The organism is Halomonas sp. CKK8 (assembly GCF_029625235.1).
GTDB classification, from domain to species: Bacteria; Pseudomonadota; Gammaproteobacteria; order Pseudomonadales; family Halomonadaceae; genus Halomonas; species Halomonas ventosae.
Map to the genome: position 1 here is coordinate 747,767 of NZ_CP121193.1, position 14,512 is coordinate 762,278.

Sequence of the window (14,512 nt, forward strand, 5' to 3'; positions counted from 1 at the left end):
CTGGGTTACCAGCGGCGACGCTTGATGCGGGAGAGTTCGCTGTCCACCTGGGAGACGGCCTCGGCGCCGCTCTGGTCACCGGAGAGCACCTGGTGCACGGCGTTGAAGAAGCTGTTGCTCACCCGGCCGTAGTTGTCGCCGGTGGGAGCGGAGGGGCGTGCCACGGCGTTGGTGAAGGTGTCGTAGAGGGTGCCGAAGAAGGGCACGGCGGCGAGCACCTCCTCGTCCTCGTAGAGAGCGGCCAGGGTGGGGTTGTAGGCGCCCTCGATGGCGCGGCGCTTCTGCTCGGCCTCGCCGGTCAGGAAGGCCACCAGGTCGGCGGCGAGCTCGGGGTTCTCGGTGTAGCGGGACACGGCGAGGTTCCAGCCGCCCAGGGTGGCGGCACTCTCCTGGCCCTCGGCGCTGGGCAGCTTGACCACGCCGACCTTGTCGCGCACGTTGCTGTCCTCGCTCTGGGCCAGGGACCAGGCATAGGGCCAGTTGCGCATGAACACCGCATTGCCGCTTTGGAAGATGCCGCGGGCCTCCTCCTCGGTGTAGTTGAGCACACCTTTCGGCGAGATGTTGCCGATCCAGCTGGCGGCGAGGTCCAGCGCCTCGGCGGCCTGCGCGTTATCGATGGTGATCTCGCCCTCGGCATCGACGATGGTGCCGCCGCCGTAGCTGGCGATCCACTCCAGGGCGTTGCAGGTCAGCCCCTCGTAGGCACGGCCCTGGAAGACATAGCCCCACATCCGGTCATTGCCGGCCTCGCGCTCGGCGGCCTGGATCTCGGTGGCGATCTCGGTCAGCTCCTCCCAGGTCTCCGGGGCCTCGACGCCATGCGCCTCGAGCAGGTCCTTGCGGTAGTAGAGCACCCCGGCATCGGTGAACCAGGGCATCGCCACCAGGCGATCATCGATGGTGTTGTTGGCGACGATGGTCTCGAAGTGGCCGGAGGCCACGTCCTCGCCAAGGGCCTCGCCGAGGTCGAGCAGGTGGTTGGCCAGCAGGCCCGGCCACACCACGTCGATCTGCATCACGTCGATGTCGCTGGACTGGGCGGAGAGGATCTGCTGGTAGAGCGACAGGCGCTCGGTGGAGGAGTTGGGGGTGGAGACGATGTCCACCTCGTGGCCGGTCTGCTCCTCCCACTGGGCGACGCCCTCCTCGCACAGGGTGAGCTCGGCGCCGACGGCACCACAGGAGATGGTCAGGTCCGCCGCCTGGGCCTGGCTGCTGCCGGCGGCGGCGCCGGCCAGGGCGATGGCGGAGATCAGGGTCTTCTTGAACATGCTGGCTTCCTCGTCGCTTGTTGTTGTCGCTGGCTCAGGGGAGGGAGGACCGGTGGCGATGTGTCACCCTCCAGCCGTTCGCTCCCTCACGACTTAAACGATTAAGATCGTGTCCGGCACAGTTAGCCGCCGCTCACGCCGGAGTTCAACCACGACTTTGGTCGCAGCCTGCCTGACGGTCAGGCGACCTCATGGCCGCGGGCCGCCTCCAGCAGGGCGTACCACTCCCGGCGCGACAGGGAGAGCCGGGCCTCGTCGCGAAGGGTCGTGATCCGTGCCGGGTCGAGGGTGCCGATCACCGGCACCGGCGAACCCGGCAGGCGGCGCAGCCAGGCCAGGGCAACGCCGGCGGGGCTGACGCCATGGTGGGCGGCGAGACGCGCCAGGGCCTGGCCGGCGGCGCCCTGGAACAGGGTGCCGCCATCCAGGGGTGACCAGGCCAGGGGCGACAGGCCGTCGCGGCGCAGGGCATCGAACTGGCCGTCGAACAGCGGTGCCGGTTGGGTGAGGGAGAGCTGCAGCTGGTGGTGGGTCAGCGGATGTGATAGCGCGGCCTGGAGGCGGCGCCACTGCTCGGGCAGGAAGTTGGAGACCCCCAGCGCGGCGACCTTGCCGGCCCGGACGGCATCGTCCAGCACCCTGGCGGTGGCCTCGGCCTCCATCAGCGGGTCGGGGCGGTGGATCAGGAAGAGGTCCAGCCGCTCGACCCCGAGTCGCCCCAGGGCCCGGTCGATGGCGCCGGCAAGCCACACCGGCGAGCTGTCGTAGTGCTTGGTGTCGCCGGGTGCCATCAGGATGCCGGCCTTGGTGACCACCCTCACCCGGGCGGCGAGGCCCGGCCGGCGGCGCAGGGCCTCGCCGAACAGGCGCTCGTTGTGGCCGTTGCCGCCATAGATGTCGGCATGGTCGAACCAGTCGAGCCCCTGGTCTAGGCGCGCCTCGAGCCAGTCGGCCAGCCGCTCGGGCGCCTGCAGTTCGGGGCGCTCATGGAGGCGCATCATGCCGAGCATCAGGGAGGGGGAAGGGTGTCCGGGCGTCATCGTATGTCCTCGTCATGGTGTCGAGGGGGCAGGGTATGTCATGGGGAGGATCGATTTGTAGTTTTATTACCGCAAGAGTGCCGAGTTCCTGCTTATTTCTTAGACATTGGTCGTAATATTCCAAAAGTCTTTTTGTGGTCAGGATCTTAATCGATTAAGTTTCGAGACGTATCTCGTGCCGGGGTGACGCCTCGGCCCCGGGGGACTCCCCACCCTTCGTGATGACCACCCGTCACGACAACAACAAAGGACGAGAACGACAATGCACACTGTCACGCTCAAGAAGCCCCTCGCCATCGCCATCGCCATCGCCGCCGCCGGCCTCACCCTGGCCGGCAACGCCAATGCCCAGTCCAGTGATCTCGAGCAACGCCTCGCCGAGCTGGAAGCGCGCATCGCCGCCGCCGAGCAGCGGGCCGATGCCGCCGAACAGCGCGCCGACCTGGCCGAGCAGCAGGCCGAGGGGCGCCTGTCACCGGACGAGGTCGAGGAGCGCCTGGCCAGGGTCGAGCGCCAGGCCAGCGGCGAGGAGGGCTTCTCCTTCAACGTCTACGCCCGCTCGGGACTGCTGATCGGCGAGGATGGCAAGAGCGCCGAGGGCGGCCCCTACGTTACCCCGGCCGGCTCCCGGGGTGGGGCCGTGGGACGCCTGGGCAACGAGCCGGACACCTACGCCGAGGCGATCTTCAACTACAAGATGCGCTTCGACAACGGTGCCAAGGCCCATTACCGCACCATGATCGCCGACGGTACCACCACCAGCAACGACTGGACCGCCGACGAGTCCAACCTCAACGTGCGCCAGGTCTATGCCGAATTCAGCGACCTGCCGAGCTTCACCGGCGCCTTCGAGAACGCCTCGATCTGGGCCGGCAAGCGCTTCGACCGCGACAACTTCGATATCCACTGGCTCGATACCGACTTCATCTTCCTCTCCGGTACCGGCGCGGGGATCTACGACATGCAGCTGGCCGACAGCTGGACGTCCAACGTCTCGCTCTACGGCCGCAGCTTCAGCGACTTCCCCGTGACACGCGAGTCGCCAGGGGATGACAGCGGCGATACCGATAACCTGATCCTGACCTCCAACAATTATTTCGGTAACTGGCAGTGGATGGTGAGCGGCATGTCCGCCGCCGATAACGACGAACGGCTTAACGACTTGCGTTTGGACGACAATGAAACCGTGATCAGCACCGGTGAAGCAGGTGCAGACTCCGGCTTCCATACCATGGTGGCCTACCATGGCGACAGCTTCTTCGGCCTGGGCGAGGGCAACTTCAAGGCCGCCGTGCTGCATGGCCAGGGCCTGGGGGCCGAGGTGAAAGGGCTCGGCTCCGATGGCAATCTGACCGATGATGCCACCGCGACCCGCGTCGGCCTCTACGGCACCACCTATGTGGCCCCCAAGTGGCGCGTGGCCCCGGCGCTTCTCGCCGAGACCAGCGAGGACCGCTATGTCGACGGCGACCAGTACGACTGGGCGACCCTCAACGTGCGCCTGGCCAATGAGCTGACCCAGAACTTCGAGATGCAGTACGAGGCCAGCTACCAGTGGATGGACCTCGATCCCCAGGGCTTTGACGGTCGCACTGCCGTCGAGGGGGGCTACACCAAGTTCACCATCGCCCCGACCTTCAAGCCCCAGGTGGGCGGCTTCTGGCAGCGGCCGGAGATCCGTCTGTTCGCCAGCTGGAGCGACTGGGACGAGGAGCTGAATGACTACAGCGCCGACGATGCCTTCGGCAGCGACGAGTTTACCGGCAGCCAGTGGACCTTCGGCGTGCAGACCGAAGTCTGGTTCTGATGACACGGCCCGGCGCCGGCCGGGCCCTGTCTGCTGTTTCGATGCTTGCCCGTGGCGTGATGGCCGCGGGCTTTTTCGTCGGCCGGAAACGACAACGGCGACGCCACTGGCGTCGCCGTTGTCGGTTGCTGGCGGTCGTCGTCAGGCCGGCGAGGCGCTGGCGGGCGGTTCGCCCGTGGCGCCGGGCATGGCCTGCACGCCGCTGCCGGCGGCATCCGACAGCGCCAGGAAATGCAGGTGGCGCTCGTACTCGGAGAGCACGTCGCCGATCACCTGGCCGCGGGTATAGCCGTTGAGGTCCTGTCCGGTGCCGCCCTCGGCCAGGTGGACGTCGAGACGCACATAGTAGTCGTCGTCCACCGGCAGGAAGCTCGGCGTGCGCAGGCGGTTGGCGCACACCTGGTAGACGAAGCTCTGGGCCTGGTCGAAGTCCACCTGCAGGGTCAGGCGCGGCAGGGGCTCGTCCTCGAGGTGCTCCTCGCTCACCGAGGCCCGTTGCCCCCGGCTCTCCAGCTCGCTGGCGAACTGGGCCAGGGCCGGGCGGATGGCGTGCTCGACGGTCGCGGCCGCCCCGGCCCGGTTCGAGGTGTCCAGGGCGCGGTCGAGGCGCTCCCGCCAGTCGCCCCCCGGCGCGGTGCCGCTGACCTGGCGGCGGGCGTCGGCCTTGCTGCTCTCGAGCTTCAGGGCCTGGGACATGCCGGCCATGATGGCGAAGATCACCAGTGAGAAGGGCAGGGCGGTGATCACCACGGCGCTCTGCAGGGCATTGAGCCCGCCGGCCATCAGCAGGGCGATGGTGATCAGGCCGATGACCACCGACCAGAAGATGCGCAGGCGGATCGGGGCATCGTGGTTCACGTCGGACAGGATCGAGGTGAAGTTGGCCAGCACCAGGGCGCCGGAGTCCGCCGAGGTGATGAAGAAGACGATGCCAAGCACGGTCACCACCGAGGCGGTGAGACCGATGTAGGGGTACTGTTCGAGCAGGGTGTAGATCGTGGTCTGGGGGGTGTTCAGCGCCTGCTCGCCGAGCTCGACCAGCCCCTGGTTGGCCACCAGGTCGATGCCGCTGTTACCGAAGATCGACATCCAGGCCATCATGAAGCCCAGCGGGATCAGCAGCGCCCCGGTGACGAACTCGCGGATGGTGCGCCCGCGGGAGATGCGGGCCAGGAAGAGGCCGACGAAGGGCGTCCAGGCGATCCACCAGCCCCAGAAGAAGATGGTCCACCAGCCCTTCCACTGCTGGGCCTCCTCGCCGGCGAAGGCATAGGTATCGAAGCTCGCGCCGACGAAGCCGCCCAGATAGTCCCCGGCATTGAGCACCAGGGCATCGAGCAGGCGCAGGGTGTCGCCCTGGAAGAGCACGAACAGCAGCAGGGCGGCGGCCAGCAGCATGTTGAACTCGGAGAGGCGGCGAATGCCCTTCTCCACGCCACTGACCACCGAGATGGTCGCGAGCACCACCACCAGGGCGATCAGCACCACCTGCACGGAGAGGCTCTCCGGGACGTCGAACATGTAGGTCAGCCCGTAGTTGAGCTGCATCACCCCGATGCCGAGGCTGGTGGCGATGCCGAACACCGTGGAGATGACCGCGGTGATGTCCACGGCGTGGCCGATGGGGCCGTGGATGCGCTGGCCGAGCAGCGGGTAGAGGGCGCTGCGGATCGCCAGCGGCAGGCGGTGGCGGTAGCTGAAGTAGGCCAGCGCCATGCCCATCAGCACGTACATGCCCCAGCCGGTCAGCCCCCAGTGCAGGAAGGTCTGGGGGACGGCGGCACGCATCGCCGCCGCGCTTTCGGGGTCGAGATCCGGCGGCGCCAGGTAGTGGGCGAGCGGCTCGGCCACGCAGAAGAACAGCAGGTCGATGCCGATGCCGGCCGCGAACAGCATCGAGGCCCAGGAGAGCAGCGAGAACTCCGGCCTGGCGTGGTCGGGGCCCAGGCGGATGTTGCCCACCCGGGAAGCGCCGATGACGACGACGAAGACCAGGTAGACCACCGCGGCGAGCATGTAGTACCAGCCGAAGGTCTCGCTGACCCAGGCCAGGCCGGCATCGAAGAAGGCGCCGGCCCGCTCAGTGAACAGCATGGTCAGCACCAGGAAGATCAGGATGCCGGCCACGCTGCCATGGAAGACGACGCGGTTCAGCCGGTCTCGTCGGTCGGGGAGGGAGGGGACATGCGACATGCGGGGCTCCTCTTTCGGGGGATTCTTTTATTGAATGAACGTTCAAATAAAATACAGCCCCCGCCAGGGAACTTCAAGACATGACCTTCAGGGCATGAACCTCACGGAGCGAAAGTCGAGGCTCGAACGTCCAGGCTCGAACGAAAACGCCCGGCACGAGGCCGGGCGAAACGGGGGAAGCGGGGGTATAGGAGGAGCAGGCGTCAGTCGGCGGCGCCGTTGCCCTTGTCCTTGTCTCCATCGCCGCCCTTGTCCTGGCGGCCATGGCGGGAGAGCACCGACCGCATCTCCTCGATCTGCTCGTCGCTGAGGATCTCGGCGAGCGTCTCCTGGTGCTCCTCGCGCAGGTCACGCATGGCTTCGCGACGCTCCTGGCGGGAGTCGAAGTCGCGCTCGCGCAGCGCCTGCATGTCGGCGTAGATCGCCTCGCGGGCCTCGCGCAACGCCTCGCGCTCCTCGTCGGAGAGCTCCCAGCTGTCGACCAGCTCGGTCAGGCGCTGTTGCATGGCCTCACGGCGCTCGGCGCGCTGCTCCTCGCGCATTTCCTGACGCGCGGCCTCGAGTGCCTCGCGCTGCTCCTCGCCGAGGATCTCGTCCATGCGCTGGCGGTGTTCCTCGCGCAGTTCGCGGACCGCCTCGCGGTGCTCGCGGCGGGCCTCCTCCAGGGCCTGGCGAGTCTCCTCGTCGATGCCGGCCCGCTCGAAGAGGGCCTGGCGGCGTTGCTCGTGCTGCTGGCGATGTTCCTCGCTCCAGCCCTGCTGCCTGCCCTCGCCACCGGGGGGGGCGCTGGCGGAGAGCGCCAGGGGGGCGATGGCGACGGCGAGCAGGGCGGGAGCCAGCAGGGTGCGGGTGAGTGAGCGTGTCATGGCGGTTCTCCTTGGGGGCCGCGTCGGGCCTCGGGTTGACGCTGCCAGTCTCGTCGCCGGGGGTGCAAGCGGCATGCAGCGAGGGTGCAAAGGTCGTGCATCTGCCGGGGGCTCACTCCTCCGGCTGGTACTTGTAGCCGACGCCGTAGACCGAGCGGATCACCTCGCGCTCGGGCCAGGTCTCGGCGATCTTGCGGCGCAGCTTCTTGATGTGGCTGTCGACGGTGCGCTCGGAGACGATGCGGTGGTCTCGGTACATGTGGTCCATCAGCTGCTCGCGGGTAAAGATGCGCCCGGGGGAGTGCATCATCACCTTGAGCAGCTGGAACTCCACCGCGGTGAGGCCCAGGTCGTGGCCGTCGGCCAGGGCCCGCCAGCCCTCCTCGTCGAGGACCAGGTCACTGCCTTCGGGGGCCGGCGAGGTGGCAGCCCGGCTGCGGCGCAGCACGGCCCTGGCCCGCGCCACCACCTCGCGGGGGCTGAAGGGCTTGCAGATGTAGTCGTCGGCGCCCAGTTCCAGGCCCAGCAGGCGGTCGACCTCCTCGACCCGGGCGGTGAGCATGATGATCGCCACCGCCGGCCAGCGCTGGCGGATCTCCCGGCACAGGGTCAGGCCGTCGGTGCCGGGCAGCATCAGGTCGAGCAGCACCAGCTCGGGGCGTGTGCTGCGGGCCTCCAGCCAGGGCAGCACGGCATCGCCGTGGGCCAGGTGGTGGCTGGTGAAGCCGCTGCCCTGCAGGTAGTCGGCGACCAGGCGGGCGATCTTGGGTTCGTCCTCGACGATCAGGACCAGGTCCTGTTCGGTGTCCGGGGTGCTCATGCGGCGTCCTCCCTGAGCTGGTGGTCCTCGATGGCGGGAAAGGTCAGCGTCCAGCATAACCCGCCGAGTGGCGAGGGGGAGGCCTCCATGCGCGCGCCGTGGGCGCGGGCCAGGGCGGTGGCGATCGACAGCCCCAGGCCGCTGCCGCCACTGGCGCGGCTGCGCGACCCTTCGACCCGGTAGAGCCGCTCGGTGAGCCGCGGCAGTTCGGCCTCGGGCACGCCGGGGGCGCTGTCCTCCCAGGTCACCCGCACCTGCCCCTGGTGGGCGGAGAGGCGCACCCGCAGCCGCCCCGGGGCCGTGGTATAGGCGCAGGTGTTGTCGATCAGGTTGTTCCACAGCTGGCGCAGCCGCTGGGTGTCACCGCGGATCCACCCCGGCCCCTCGATCTCGTGCTCCAGCTGGATGCCGCTGTCGCCCAGCCAGCCGCCGGCCTCGTCGAGGCGCGAGGCGAGGCTCTCCGCCAGGTCCAGGGGCGCCAGCTGGACCTCCAGGGCGCCGGCATCGCTCTGGGAGAGCAGGCGCAGGTCGGCCACCAGGCGCTCCAGCTGGCCCACCTCCTGGGCCAGCGAGTGCAGGTTGTCCTGGTCCAGGGAGCGGATGCCGTCCTGCATGGCCTCGATCTCGCCACGCAGCACGGCCAGCGGCGTGCGCAGCTCGTGGGCGATATCGGAGACCCAGCGGTTGCGTGCCTCGCGACTGGCCTCAAGGGTGGCGGCGAGCACGTTGAAGTCGTGGGCGAGGCTCGACAGCTCGTCGCGACCGCGCTCCGCCAGGCGCGTGCTGTAGTCGCCCTCGGTGAGGCGCCGCGTGGCCCGGGCCATGCCGCGGGTGCGCCGCCCCAGCCACCAGGAGAGGCCGCCGGCCAGCAGCAGCGAGGCCAGGCCCAGGGCGGCGACGATGATGCCGAGGTTGCGCTGCTGGCGGGAGAGGAAGATGCGGTCCATGCGCGCCATCAGCTGCTGGGGCGGGCGGTAGCCGAGCATGCCGACCCGCTCGCCGCCGCTCTCGATGGGCAGCCAGCGCAGCTCCGCCGCCTCCTGGTCGCTGTCCGGGGGCAGGCCGATCACCGGCAGCCCGGCCGCGTCGTGGAGCACGAAGTCCTTGGGATCCCCGAGGCGCCGCTCGATGCCCTCCGGCGGCGGGGTGTCGCCGGGCCACAGCTGGCGGCGCACCAGGCGGTGCCAGGCGCCGGGCGACTGGCGCAGCCACTGCCAGTCGCCGCGGCCTGCCCACTCCTCGGCGAGCCCCTCGGCCAAGGTCTCGGCGCGACGGGTCTGGGTCTGGTCCAGGTACTCGATGAAGCCCTGGTCGAGGCTGCGTGAGACCGCCAGGAACACCAGTCCGGAGATGGCCACGTTGACCACCAGGATGATCGCGAACAGCTTGACGCCGAGTCGCGAGACGGCCGGACGGGGGAGACGTGGCGAGCGCATGGGCGGGCTCCGGGAGCGAGGGGCGGCGAGGGCGTGGTGCATTCTCGCCGCTCGGCGTGCAGCCATCGGTCAGGTTCTGTGCAGGCAATGTGCAGCTTGCGGTCAGCCTCGCCCATGCCGTCCCCGCCGGCAAGGGCGGCGGCCACGGCGCGAGTCGGTCACAGCGAGAGCAGGAAGAGGATCAGCGGTGGCGAGAGCAGCGAGAGGAGAAAGCCCGAGACCACGGCCACCGGCACGCAGGCCACACCGCCGTGCTGCTGGATCACCGGCAGGGTGAAGTCCATGGAGGTGGCGCCGCCATAGCCGATGGCCAGGGCGGCATGGCCGCGGATCAGCAGCGGGATCAGCACGAAGGCGAGCAGTTCCCGGGCCAGGTCGTTGAAGAAGGCGACCCCGCCCATCAGCGGGCCCAGCTGGTCGCCGACCAGGATGCCGGAGAGCGAGTACCAGCCGAAGCCGGCGGCCAGCGCCAGCCCCTCGTTCCAGGCCAGGTCCAGCAGCGGCGCCGCCAGCAGGCCGCCGACCAGCGAGCTGGCGGCCAGGGTCAGGGCGATGGCCAGGCCGAATCGGTTGAGCACGATCTGGCGCAGCGGCATGCCGGAGTTGCGCAGCTGGCATCCGATCAGCGCCAGCAGGAGGTAGAGCACCCCTTCGGCCAGGGTCTCGGCCGTGGCGAACAGGCCGCTGCCGGTGAGCCACTCCAGCAGCAGGCCGAGCACCACGCCGGCCACCACCACCGCCACCAGCGCCAGCGATCCGGCCATGGCGGCCCACTTGCTGGTAGGCGCCCCCGCCACCGCCCTCGAGGGGTCGGCGGTGAGGCCCAGCCGGCGCGACAGCCACCAGAGGGCCGCCAGGTTGCAGACCGAGATCACCGCGAACAGCAGCAGGGCCTGCCCGCCCAGGCGCGAGAGCTGGCCGGCCAGGTTGTCCAGTCCCGCCAGGCTCATCCCCATCAGCAGCAGGATCACGTAGATCGAGGCGTTCACGCCGCGGTTGATCAGCGCCATCAGCCGGGCATCCCGCACCGGCACGAGGTAACCCAGCACCAGCGGCAACAGCACGATCACCAGACCGCTCAGCATCGAGACTCCCTTCCCGTCCAGGGGTCGCCGGCGGCGACCGAAAGCCGCCCACTCTAGTCAATTTCCCTTCGGGGAGGAAGCGAGTCCGGCGGCGGCGAGGGTCAGGTCGGTGAGGGCGAGCCGGCTGCGCCGCTCGCCGTCGTGGTGGTACTCCATGGCCAGCAGCAGGCCCGGCACACCGGGGTGGAAGCTGAAGACCATGCGGCGATCGGGGTCGTCCGGCTCGGTGACCTCCACCCTGACCGCCTCGAAGCGTCCGGCGGGCAGCTCGAGCGTGCGGCGGTCCAGCCGGCGGTAGTCGACCCGCTCCTCGCGGCCGCGATGGTCGAGGTAGCGCAGCCGGCAGGTCGGGTCGCAGTCGTCGGCCACGGCGCGCCGGGAGAGCTCGAACAGGGCGGTCTGGCGGTCGGGCAGCCGGGCCAGGGCCTCCCTGTCCAGCTCATACGCCTTGCCGATGCCCAGCAGGCTGTAGCCGCTGTCATAGTGCAGCGAGCGGATGGCCTCGCCGGCGATGAACCGGCTGCGCTCGTGGCCCCGGGCCACCGCGATGGCGGCTCGCATGTCGCTCTGCCAGTGCGTCCCGTCACGACTCAGGCGGTGCTCGACGGTGGTGCTCGGCCAGCCGGCCACCTCGAGGCGGTAGCGGGCATCGAAGGGGCGCGGCTCGGCGGCGAGGGCGCTGCCGGCGACCAGCAGCAGGAGCAGGGCGAGGGCGGCGCAACGGCGCAGCGGTGCGGGCATGCGAGGACTCCATGGCCGTCGATGGGGCAGGGGTGAGAGTCCCCGCGGGCCCGGGGGTTCCCGCCTGCACGCTCCCTGCGCATTTCCCCGGCGGCCCCTCTGAGGGGCTGCTAGGCTGCCCTTGCAGGGCGACTCCACCGTCGCCGCCACACCACCGAGGAGACTCCCATGGCCAGACTCTTGCTGATCGCCGGTGACTATGTCGAGGACTACGAGATCATGGTGCCCTTCCAGGCCCTGCAGGCCATGGGGCACGTGGTCGATGCGGTGTGCCCCGACAAGCGCGAGGGCGACAAGATCCGCACCGCCATCCACGACTTCGAGGGTGACCAGACCTACTCCGAGAAGCCCGGGCACGACTTTACCCTGAATGCCACCTTCGCCGAGGTGGAGGTCGCCGACTACGACGGCCTCGTCGTCCCCGGCGGGCGCGCGCCGGAGTACCTGCGCCTCGACGAGCGGGTGCTGGAGATGGTCCGGCACTTCTTCGACCATGACAAGCCGGTGGCCGCCATCTGTCACGGTGCCCAGCTGCTTGCGGCGGCCGTCTCCCTCGAGGGACATCGGGTCTCGGCCTATCCGGCCTGTGCCCCGGAAGTGCGCCTGGCCGGCGGCGACTATGCCGAGATCGAGGTCGACCAGGCGGTGGCCAGCGGCAAGCTGGTCACGGCGCCTGCCTGGCCGGCCCACCCGGCGTGGCTCAAGCGCTTTGCCGCCATGCTCGACTGATGCTTGCCGGTAGGGTTTGACGCAGCTAGACGACTGGTCTAATCTTGCCGGCATGAAGACGCACGCCACCCGCGACAAGCTGATCGAGATCGGCGCCGACCTGATTGCCGAGCAGGGCTTCAACGCCACCGGCATCAATGCGGTGCTCAGCCGGGCCGGGGTCCCCAAGGGGTCCTTCTATCACTACTTCTCGAGCAAGGAGGATTTCGGCCTGGCCGTGATCGACGCCTTCGCCGAGCAGTACGACGCCCGGCTGACGGCGATCTTCGAGGCCAGTGACGCCTCCCCGCTGGAGCGCCTGCGCCGCTACTTCGCTGCCGGCAAGGCGGACATGCTCTCCTGCGATCATGCCCGCGGCTGCCTGATCGGCAACCTGGGCCAGGAGCTCTCGGCGCGCAGCGAGGTCTTCCGTGCCCGCCTCGACCAGGTGTTCCGCGCCTGGGAGCGCCGGCTGGTGGCCTGCCTCGAGGAGGCCCGCAGTGCCGGCGAGGTGCCGGAAGACCTCGACACGGAGGCGCTGGCGGGCTTCATCATGGCCGGCTGGGAGGGTGCCATCCTGCGTGCCAAGACCGTCAAGTCCCTGGCCCCCATGGAGTGCTTCGAGGCGATCCTCTTCCGCCAGGTGCTGTCCGGCGAGCTGCCCGTGGCGAGCTGATCCCCGACCGAGAGCCAGCCTTGTCCGGTGGCGTGCGTTCCGTTACTAGTAGACTGGTCTATAAAGGCTAGCCCGGCCGAGCTGGCCGGAAATCGACACCCTGATGTATTCCCAAGGAGAAGAGCCCATGTCCGAGATCAATGGCAAGGTCGTCATCATTACCGGGGCCAGCAGCGGCCTCGGCGAAGCCACCGCCCACCGCCTGGCCAAGGCCGGCGCCAAGCTGGTGCTCGGCGCCCGTCGCGAGGAGCGTCTCGCGGCGCTGCGCGACGCCATCGTCGAGCAGGGGGGCGAGGCCATCTATCGCGTCACCGACGTGACCGACCGCGACCAGGTCGAGGCCCTGGCCACCGCCGCCAAGGAGGCCTACGGCCGCATCGACGTGCTGGTCAACAACGCCGGCCTGATGCCGCTGTCGCCGCTTGACCAGCTCAAGGTCGACGAGTGGGAGCAGATGGTCGACGTCAACATCAAGGGCGTGCTCTACGGCATCGCCGCGGTGCTGCCGACCATGCGCGAGCAGCATGCCGGCCATATCATCAACCTCTCCTCGGTGGCCGGCCACGTGGTCTTCCCCTCCGCGGCGGTCTACTGCGCCACCAAGTATGCGGTCAAGGCACTCTCCGAGGGCATTCGCCAAGAGGGCGGCGAGGAGATCCGCTCCACCAACATCTCCCCGGGGGCGGTGGCCACCGAGCTGACCACCACCATCAGCGACCCCGACACCGCCAAGGGCGTGGATGAGCTCTACGAGATGGCCATCGATGCCGCTGCCATCGCCCGGGCGATCGCCTATGCCATCGAGCAGCCGGCGGACGTCGACGTCAACGAACTGATCATTCGCCCGACCAAGCAGCCGCTGTAAGGCGAAGTCCTTCGCGGCAATGCCCGTTGGCGGGCCTTGGCACCTGCACGGCCCGCCACCACGCATGCCCGGCGAGGACCTCGCCGGGCATGCGCAATGGACACCCGACTGCCATTCGGCACAGGAGCTTGCCCATGAGTAACGATACCGCCTATCAGCCACCACGCGTCTGGCAATGGGAGCGCGAGAGCGGCGGCCAGTTCGCCAGCATCAACCGCCCCGTGGCCGGGCCGACCCACGACAGGGAGCTGCCGGTCGGCAGGCATCCGCTGCAGCTCTACTCCCTGGCCACGCCCAACGGCGTGAAGGCGACCATCATGCTCGAGGAGCTGCTGGCGCTGGGACACGAGGGCGCCGAGTACGACGCCTGGCCGATCCGCATCGGCGAGGGCGAGCAGTTCTCCAGCGGCTTCGTTGGGGTCAACCCCAACTCCAAGATCCCGGCGCTGATGGACCACAAGACCCAGCCGCCGACCCGGGTGTTCGAGTCGGGGGCGATCCTGCTCTACCTGGCCGAGAGGTTCGGTGCCTTGCTGCCCGAGGATCATGCCGGGCGGACCGAGACCCTCAACTGGCTGTTCTGGCAGATGGGTGCCGCCCCCTTCGTCGGTGGCGGGTTCGGCCACTTCTACGCCTATGCGCCGGAGCCGCTCGAGTACCCCATTGACCGCTACACCATGGAGACCAAGCGGCAGCTCGACGTGCTCGACCGCCAGCTGGCTGAGCGTGCCTTTGTCGCCGGCGACGACTACACCATCGCCGACATCGCCATCTATCCCTGGTATGGCCTGCTGGTCCAGGGGCTGCTCTATGATGCGGGTGAGTTCCTGGCCGTCGACGAGTACCCCAACGTGCAGCGCTGGGCGAGGCGTATCGCCGAGCGGCCGGCGGTCAAGCGCGGTCGCATGGTCAACCGCACCTGGGGGGAGCGCTCCGAGCAGTTGCACGAGCGCCACTCGGCCAGCGACTTCGAGACCCGGACCCAAGACAAGATGTGACGG

General features: G+C 69.1%; 13 protein-coding genes. 5 read left to right on the top strand and 8 right to left on the bottom strand.

Annotation, left to right across the window (positions count from 1 at the left end; genetic code table 11):
- Positions 1–5 precede the first annotated feature (5 nt).
- Entirely contained in the window at positions 6–1,274 is a 1,269-nt protein-coding gene (locus tag P8934_RS03565; protein WP_278032968.1) for an ABC transporter substrate-binding protein, read from the bottom strand.
- A 179-nt stretch (positions 1,275–1,453) separates the two neighbouring features.
- Entirely contained in the window at positions 1,454–2,314 is an 861-nt protein-coding gene (locus P8934_RS03570; RefSeq protein ID WP_278032969.1) for an aldo/keto reductase, read from the bottom strand.
- Between the two features lie 262 nt (positions 2,315–2,576).
- Here P8934_RS03570 and P8934_RS03575 point away from each other — a divergent pair, with 262 nt between their 5' ends.
- Complete coding sequence (locus tag P8934_RS03575) at positions 2,577–4,121, top strand: carbohydrate porin (RefSeq protein ID WP_278032970.1); 1,545 nt, start codon at positions 2,577–2,579, stop codon at positions 4,119–4,121.
- Positions 4,122–4,262: 141 nt separating this feature from the next.
- Here the strand turns inward: P8934_RS03575 and betT are convergent, their stop codons facing one another.
- The 6 genes from betT to P8934_RS03605 all read right to left on the bottom strand — a co-directional run bounded on the left by betT (position 4,263) and on the right by P8934_RS03605 (position 11,262).
- On the bottom strand, positions 4,263–6,314 hold the full coding sequence (betT, locus tag P8934_RS03580; RefSeq protein WP_278032971.1) for a choline BCCT transporter BetT: 2,052 nt from the start codon (positions 6,312–6,314) through the stop codon (positions 4,263–4,265).
- Between the two features lie 203 nt (positions 6,315–6,517).
- Positions 6,518–7,180 carry a hypothetical protein gene (locus P8934_RS03585; RefSeq protein WP_278032972.1) on the bottom strand — a complete coding sequence of 221 codons (663 nt, stop codon included), beginning with the start codon at positions 7,178–7,180 and terminating at the stop codon, positions 6,518–6,520.
- 112 nt (positions 7,181–7,292) lie between these two features.
- Positions 7,293–8,000, bottom strand: coding sequence for a response regulator (locus P8934_RS03590; RefSeq protein ID WP_278032973.1), 708 nt, complete (start codon positions 7,998–8,000; stop codon positions 7,293–7,295).
- Positions 7,997–9,436: an ATP-binding protein gene (locus P8934_RS03595; RefSeq protein WP_278032974.1), complete on the bottom strand. Its 1,440-nt coding sequence runs from the start codon at positions 9,434–9,436 to the stop codon at positions 7,997–7,999. Before P8934_RS03595 ends, P8934_RS03590 begins: the two co-directional genes overlap by 4 nt.
- Before the next feature lie 158 nt (positions 9,437–9,594).
- The gene (locus tag P8934_RS03600) at positions 9,595–10,521 is read right to left on the bottom strand and encodes a lysine exporter LysO family protein (protein ID WP_278032975.1); all 927 of its coding nucleotides are present in this window, start codon (positions 10,519–10,521) and stop codon (positions 9,595–9,597) included.
- A 57-nt stretch (positions 10,522–10,578) separates the two neighbouring features.
- Entirely contained in the window at positions 10,579–11,262 is a 684-nt protein-coding gene (locus P8934_RS03605) for a hypothetical protein (protein ID WP_278032976.1), read from the bottom strand.
- Positions 11,263–11,430: 168 nt separating this feature from the next.
- On the opposite strand from P8934_RS03605, the gene P8934_RS03610 reads away from it, so the two are divergent.
- The 4 genes from P8934_RS03610 to yghU all read left to right on the top strand — a co-directional run bounded on the left by P8934_RS03610 (position 11,431) and on the right by yghU (position 14,509).
- Positions 11,431–11,991 (top strand): DJ-1/PfpI family protein, encoded by a 561-nt coding sequence (locus tag P8934_RS03610; RefSeq protein ID WP_278032977.1) that lies wholly within the window; start codon positions 11,431–11,433, stop codon positions 11,989–11,991.
- A gap of 52 nt (positions 11,992–12,043) precedes the next feature.
- Complete coding sequence (locus tag P8934_RS03615; RefSeq protein ID WP_278032978.1) at positions 12,044–12,646, top strand: TetR/AcrR family transcriptional regulator; 603 nt, start codon at positions 12,044–12,046, stop codon at positions 12,644–12,646.
- Positions 12,647–12,773: 127 nt separating this feature from the next.
- Positions 12,774–13,511 carry an SDR family oxidoreductase gene (locus tag P8934_RS03620; protein ID WP_278032979.1) on the top strand — a complete coding sequence of 246 codons (738 nt, stop codon included), beginning with the start codon at positions 12,774–12,776 and terminating at the stop codon, positions 13,509–13,511.
- A gap of 134 nt (positions 13,512–13,645) precedes the next feature.
- On the top strand, positions 13,646–14,509 hold the full coding sequence (gene yghU / locus P8934_RS03625; RefSeq protein WP_278032980.1) for a glutathione-dependent disulfide-bond oxidoreductase: 864 nt from the start codon (positions 13,646–13,648) through the stop codon (positions 14,507–14,509).
- The last annotated feature ends 3 nt before the right edge of the window (positions 14,510–14,512 follow it).

Bases quoted from the DNA above. Each gene is read 5' to 3' on its own strand.
- P8934_RS03600 (WP_278032975.1), bottom strand. From the start codon at position 10,521: ATGCTGAGCGGTCTGGTGATCGTGCTGTTGCCGCTGGTGCTGGGTTAC.
- betT (WP_278032971.1), bottom strand. From the start codon at position 6,314: ATGTCGCATGTCCCCTCCCTCCCCGACCGACGAGACCGGCTGAACCGC.
- P8934_RS03605 (WP_278032976.1), bottom strand. From the start codon at position 11,262: ATGCCCGCACCGCTGCGCCGTTGCGCCGCCCTCGCCCTGCTCCTGCTG.
- P8934_RS03615 (WP_278032978.1), top strand. From the start codon at position 12,044: ATGAAGACGCACGCCACCCGCGACAAGCTGATCGAGATCGGCGCCGAC.
- P8934_RS03590 (WP_278032973.1), bottom strand. From the start codon at position 8,000: ATGAGCACCCCGGACACCGAACAGGACCTGGTCCTGATCGTCGAGGAC.
- P8934_RS03585 (WP_278032972.1), bottom strand. From the start codon at position 7,180: ATGACACGCTCACTCACCCGCACCCTGCTGGCTCCCGCCCTGCTCGCC.
- yghU (WP_278032980.1), top strand. From the start codon at position 13,646: ATGAGTAACGATACCGCCTATCAGCCACCACGCGTCTGGCAATGGGAG.
- P8934_RS03570 (WP_278032969.1), bottom strand. From the start codon at position 2,314: ATGACGCCCGGACACCCTTCCCCCTCCCTGATGCTCGGCATGATGCGC.
- P8934_RS03595 (WP_278032974.1), bottom strand. From the start codon at position 9,436: ATGCGCTCGCCACGTCTCCCCCGTCCGGCCGTCTCGCGACTCGGCGTC.
- P8934_RS03575 (WP_278032970.1), top strand. From the start codon at position 2,577: ATGCACACTGTCACGCTCAAGAAGCCCCTCGCCATCGCCATCGCCATC.
- P8934_RS03565 (WP_278032968.1), bottom strand. From the start codon at position 1,274: ATGTTCAAGAAGACCCTGATCTCCGCCATCGCCCTGGCCGGCGCCGCC.
- P8934_RS03620 (WP_278032979.1), top strand. From the start codon at position 12,774: ATGTCCGAGATCAATGGCAAGGTCGTCATCATTACCGGGGCCAGCAGC.
- P8934_RS03610 (WP_278032977.1), top strand. From the start codon at position 11,431: ATGGCCAGACTCTTGCTGATCGCCGGTGACTATGTCGAGGACTACGAG.